The organism is Streptomyces griseoruber, assembly GCF_001514205.1.
Lineage (GTDB): Bacteria > Actinomycetota > Actinomycetes > Streptomycetales > Streptomycetaceae > Streptomyces > Streptomyces griseoruber.
This window is the reverse complement of record NZ_KQ948766.1, coordinates 1-5,193: the sequence shown is the minus strand read 5'-3', so window position 1 is coordinate 5,193 and position 5,193 is coordinate 1. Positions and strand designations below refer to the sequence as shown.

The following is a 5,193-nucleotide window of genomic DNA, read 5'->3' as shown; positions in this document are numbered from 1 at the left end:
CGAGTCGAACGCAGCGTCGCGAGACTGAAGTCCTGGCGCATCTTCCGCCGGGCCCGCTGCAGCCCCAACCGCATGACGGTCATCGCCGCAGCCGTCCTCACCCTGGAGAGGCAACGCTGAAAACGCTCACTGGCTCAGCTTTGCTTCGCCGACCTTGCCAAAGGTCATCCGCTTGCCGCTGCCCACGCGGCGCAGATCGAGTCCGAGCAGACATCCGAGGGTGAGCCGCAGCGTCGAGCCGGCCGCGTTGCCCCGGTAGTGGTAGCGCACCCGCTTGCGCAGGTTCTGCGTGCTGGTCCGGTTCGCCATGTACCGCGGGGCTATCCCGACGTAGAGCAGGCGCCCAGCGTCCAGGTCCGGGTGGGGCGGCTGCTTGAAGTGCCACCCGTAGACCCCTGCCGCCGCCGGGACAGGGCTCGGACGCACCAGGATCTCCTGCGCCGACCACAACCGGTCGGGACTGACGAGAGCGGTAGCTTCCACGAAGCCTCCAGACGTGCCACGACTGATCGTCGCAGGCTACTGGTCGACGCTGACCGAGCGTCCCTGGCCTGTGCGGCTCGCGCTCCCCTCGCTGATGCTGAGCGGCGTCATGACCTGAGGGCGTCTCTGGTGGGTGACCGCTGTTCCCCGCAGTACTTGGCACGGGTCTGGCACGACACGTAACTCTGTGGCCGCAGTGCGGCGTCTCGCTCGATGATTGGGCCATGGACGCTGTCGTTCAGTGGGTGTGCACGTCGTGGACGAAGAAGTCGCGTGGCGGCTCTGAAGCTGGATGCAGAAACGCCGCCCCGACGGCCTTCTTGCTGCCTCCGGGCATGAGCGCTGGCCTCCACGAGGTCGCCATGCGGGAATCCGATTCCTTCGAGCCTCGTACACAGGTGCGGGATCTGTCGGCACCCGGGACGATCCTCCGCGAGGCCGATGGGCTGCTGCGCGTGGATCCACCAGAGGTGAGCATGTTTGCCATGCCACGACGCAATCGGCGCCCGCCTGCCGTGCGTCTGGCTCCTGGCCAATGGCTGCGATGGCAGATCAACTACCGGTTCGTCGGCCATTGTGACGGGGCCTGGTCCTATCAACTGGAGACGTTCAACATCCTTTACGGCTCTGCGACGCCCGACGTGTTCCTAGGCATGCCGACACGCAACGTAGACGAGCGGCGGTCCCTACGCTGAACTCTGCGTCACCAATACAGCAACGGCTCTGGAGAGCATGAGCCTGATGGCTCATTAACCGCACTTGACCAGCACCTTTGCTGTGGCAGCATGCGGCCCGAGCCCCTCTCTATCGCATACCGTGCGTCCGCGATCCGCTGCCGCCTCCACAATCGTGACCAGCCCACGACCCCCGGATGCTGGTAGCTGGTCAGCCGACCTCTGTCGTCAAAGGGCCGCGTTGGTCCTTAACGGGGCCCATCGGGTCATCGAGGTCCAGGACTCCAACACATCCATCACGACTTCCATAGTGACTGGGGTTCCTGGCCCAAAGGCACTGGTCACAATCAGCAGAGCGCCCCCGTACTGCTCGACCAGCGCAATTAGCTCTTCTGTCGCAGGAGCTGACCAGACTTGGTGGAGAGCCGCCACCGCCACCTCATCGGAGCCAGTAAGAGACCATGCCAGACCGTCTGACGTCTTGGGTGGCAGTCCAGCCCAAATAGGTCGCATGTGGAGTGCCGCACTCAGGGTTGATCTAGGTCCGTACACGCCCGTTGCCCTCCAGTCTTGCCCATCTGACACCAAATGGGCCGCCTCCATGGAGGGGTTCACAATAAGAGCCGGAAGTAGCTGATCAAGGTTGTGTCCTGCCGGAACTCCGGTAGTGAAGGACTCCCAAGTAATACCGACATCCTTCGCTACAGTAGTGAGAGCCGAATCATTCCAGCGCGGATACCGACACAATCCAAAATGGAACAGCTTGGCGTCTGACCAATTGTAATGGTCATCGACATAGAGTGCAGGGACTCCTTCCTTGAGGGGATATCCGCAATCCAGACAGTCGCCGGACCATAGTATCTGCATAAGCAGGTACGCTTCGTCGTCACCTAGCTTATCTAGGGTTACTTGATCAATGACGAGGTTGCGCAGGCCGGGTGCGTCGTCTGGCGCATTGAGGACTACCCAATCTATCTGGCATCCATTGTCCCGCGCCCGATCCCACCAGGTCTTTCCCATCTGGACGTTGCCAAAAGAATAGGCGTTTACCCCAGCTATCAAGCATCCAACCGGGCCCCCCAGGTACCCCTGCTTCGTCGCGATCTCGTACGATCTGGAAACGTACACGTTCGCTGTCTCGTGATCCTTTTTGCGCAATAGCGCGCCGGCGTATGACAGTGCCGCGAATGGATTCTCTCCGTCAGCTGCGACCAGTAGAGCTCCCATAGCTTCATCTGACTGCCATTTAGACGCCAGCCAATCTGAGTAGTGTAGTGCGCTTCCAGGATCACCAGCTTCGGTGCCACGCTTCCAAAGCGCTACAGCTTCTTCTTGGTTTCCTAGCTTCTCGCAAACCAGGCCTAGAGCTCCGATCGATTGCAGTTCTCCGCGCTCTATCGCCAACGCGTACCATTTACGAGCTCCTTCGAGATCTCCTCTCGTGTAGCACAACGCGCCTAGATTATGAGTTCCTGTTGCGTCGCCGATATCCGAAGCCCGCATGAAGTATCGATTGGCGCTTTCATAGTCGTGCTCCGAAGCCGACAGGGCTCCCAAATTGATGAGACCGTCCGGGTCGTCAGCGTCCGCAAGCGGACGAAGCACTTCCTTCGCGATATCTCGTCGACCGGCAACCCTCGCCACAGTCGATACCAGGGCGCGACGTGAATCATCCACCACACGCAGAGCTTCAGGCCAAACTTGCTCCGGAAGATCAGTTGGATGAGACATGCGCGCGATGTCAGATACTAAGTAATCGAAAGGCTTCCACGTGCCGCCCCTACCGGGAACTAGGGGGCTAGTGACACCCAAGATGACCTTGGATGCCCAGGCCCATGCTTCATCAATGCTTTCTGGTCTTAGCGCTGGGCCGCCTGCCTGATCTAGATAGTGCTCGTGCAAGCGCTCCACCGCACCATGCGGCAGGGAGGGGTCCACACCTGTGCGTGCGAGATCAATGGCGGCGGCAACAAGTGCCGCTCCTCGGGGATTACCCTTCACCCGCGAGGCGGAGCGCCACAGCTTGAGCACCTGGGGCCCCGCTGCCAAATACTCCGCCAGTCCGTAGGCTTTGTCTGACTTGAGTGCTTCTGATACCCGTGGATCCTCGCTTAGAGAGGCACTTTGTCGTTCAACGTCAGTCCATATCCGTTGTAGAGCGATGTGATGTGCCATACGAATTACCCTGCCAGGAGCAGATGGAATTCGTGGCCCCGTTGCTCGAGATATGGATTGCGCACCGCTTTCGTCTGTGTAGTGCTCATAGAATTCTGTGCGCAGCGTAGCAAGCACAATCATTTTGCGAGCTGTCAATTCGTCAAGTAGCGAAGGTGTGAGACTGTCAGAGTGAAGGTAGCTGTCCAAGTCGTCGAGCCAAATGACTCTCTTCTCGTCCCTCGCCGTTGCGAGCAAGAAAGAAATGTTCGCATCGGGGTCTGGTTTGCACACAAGCCAACCGCTCAGCTTGCGGAGCATACTTTCGAATAGGGCCCTAGACTTTCCTGCCGCGGAATCTCCTGTCAGTAGCAGCATGCCGCCTGTTTCTGTCAGGTCCTCAAGGCGTTCATCCAGCTCGGTATCGACTGTACGGGGAACATAATCTACGACCTGTGAATAGCCGGGATAGTCAGGGACGCGATGGATCCCAAAGCTAATCGGGTCAGCTTGAGAGATGGGATGCCAGCGAAATTCCACGGCATCGGCAATGTTAGGAGAGGAATACGATGTCTGTTTAGTTACCTCCGATAGCTCCGGTCGCAGACCTGTGAGTCCGTGAATTGCTCTCCTGAACTCGGAGTCTTCTACGAGGACGGAAATAGGAACGGCTTCCACGCGTGCATGTCGCCATTGTGTGGGGTCTCCGGAGACCACACCTATTAGGTAGTCGTTAGCAAACAAAGCAGCCCCCGACATTCCTTGCCATGGGGATTGAGTGGCGTCGCCAGACTCAGGTGGGGCGGAGTGGGAGCTGTCCAATATATAGCGGCCGCGCAAAATGGAAGAACCCGGCTTAAGGGTGCCGACTATTTGTTCGGTGTCCGGCCTCGCTCCGTCACGAAGTGAAATTCGGGGGTATCCAATGGCCTCGCAGCCATTCCTGGCGGCCAGGCCGGTTATCTTGCCCCACTTAATGTCGGATATCTGATATCTTGAGGCGCCCGCAACTAGATCCCCACTCGCTTCGAGTAGTGCTGCGTCGCATGCCTCATCAAGGCGATGCCACAGCAGCCTACAGTTCTGTATTCCCGTGCCTCCGGGGACGGCGACGCGAGCGGTGTCAACTCCGTCAAATAGATGGGCAGATGTTAGTATCAGGCGAGAGTTTAGGAGAAATCCGCTACCTTGACGCGTTGCCTGGACAATGGCAATGCGTTCGGCGGAACGTCCACTCATCCTTCGTGGCCTTCAACTCGCGCTTCGAAACCCTCCATCGAGATTTCGGCCCGACTTCCGATTTCTATCGACCTACCATCGCTGGAGTCCTTTGGCTTCAATTTCACCGACACTTTATGGGTTGTGTTGTGTGCCACTCCCGCCTGTGCATCACTTGCAACCACCCAAGCCTTGAAGCCGGCCTTCACGCTAGCGTCGCGACGCAGTTCGACGGAGAATTCCAGGCTTATTTCCTCGACTGCGAACCTGATCTGCTGGCCGTTCGCCGCGCCCATGGAGGCAATGAGTTGATCCCTTAGGCCCTGTACCGCTGCGGTGAGTTCCACATTCTCCAAAGCGTCTCGCATTTTCTCTCCTGTAGGGCTCCAGTCGCCAACCGGGATATCGTGGCCAAGCCTGCCTGGTACGAAAAGAGGCAGATTGAGACATGGCTGAAACTGATCGACGTCTGCGAAGCGCCTCTCACTGTCAAGTACCGATGGGCGCTGAGTTTTGGTGCCTGTTCACCGTGCTGGTGCGGCGGTTCGCTCTCAGACGCCATCCGCTTATCGATGGCGGGGCTGGTCTGGTCGAACAGGGTTCCTGTTCGGGTGATCGCGCGAGGGTCGGTGCATGACAGCAGGGCCTCTTGGTAGGTCGGGGG

At 59.0% G+C, this 5,193-nt stretch carries 4 protein-coding genes and 1 pseudogene; 2 read left to right on the top strand and 3 right to left on the bottom strand.

Annotated features, from left to right (window positions below; genetic code table 11):
- Positions 1-120: pseudogene (locus AQJ64_RS47920) on the top strand (IS5/IS1182 family transposase); the annotation flags it as partial.
- A gap of 6 nt (positions 121-126) precedes the next feature.
- Here the strand turns inward: AQJ64_RS47920 and AQJ64_RS12180 are convergent.
- Entirely contained in the window at positions 127-483 is a 357-nt protein-coding gene (locus tag AQJ64_RS12180; RefSeq protein WP_240512577.1) for a GIY-YIG nuclease family protein, read from the bottom strand.
- A 224-nt stretch (positions 484-707) separates the two neighbouring features.
- Here AQJ64_RS12180 and AQJ64_RS45595 point away from each other — a divergent pair, with 224 nt between their 5' ends.
- Positions 708-1,178 (top strand): hypothetical protein, encoded by a 471-nt coding sequence (locus tag AQJ64_RS45595; RefSeq protein WP_055633446.1) that lies wholly within the window; start codon positions 708-710, stop codon positions 1,176-1,178.
- A gap of 207 nt (positions 1,179-1,385) precedes the next feature.
- Here AQJ64_RS45595 and AQJ64_RS45590 read toward each other — a convergent pair whose 3' ends face one another.
- The gene (locus AQJ64_RS45590; RefSeq protein ID WP_240512579.1) at positions 1,386-3,851 is read right to left on the bottom strand and encodes a tetratricopeptide repeat protein; all 2,466 of its coding nucleotides are present in this window, start codon (positions 3,849-3,851) and stop codon (positions 1,386-1,388) included.
- Between the two features lie 695 nt (positions 3,852-4,546).
- Entirely contained in the window at positions 4,547-4,897 is a 351-nt protein-coding gene (locus AQJ64_RS45585; RefSeq protein WP_055633447.1) for a trypco2 family protein, read from the bottom strand.
- Positions 4,898-5,193: the final 296 nt, after the last annotated feature.

Bases quoted from the DNA above. Each gene is read 5' to 3' on its own strand.
- AQJ64_RS45585 (WP_055633447.1), bottom strand. From the start codon at position 4,897: ATGCGAGACGCTTTGGAGAATGTGGAACTCACCGCAGCGGTACAGGGC.
- AQJ64_RS45595 (WP_055633446.1), top strand. From the start codon at position 708: ATGGACGCTGTCGTTCAGTGGGTGTGCACGTCGTGGACGAAGAAGTCG.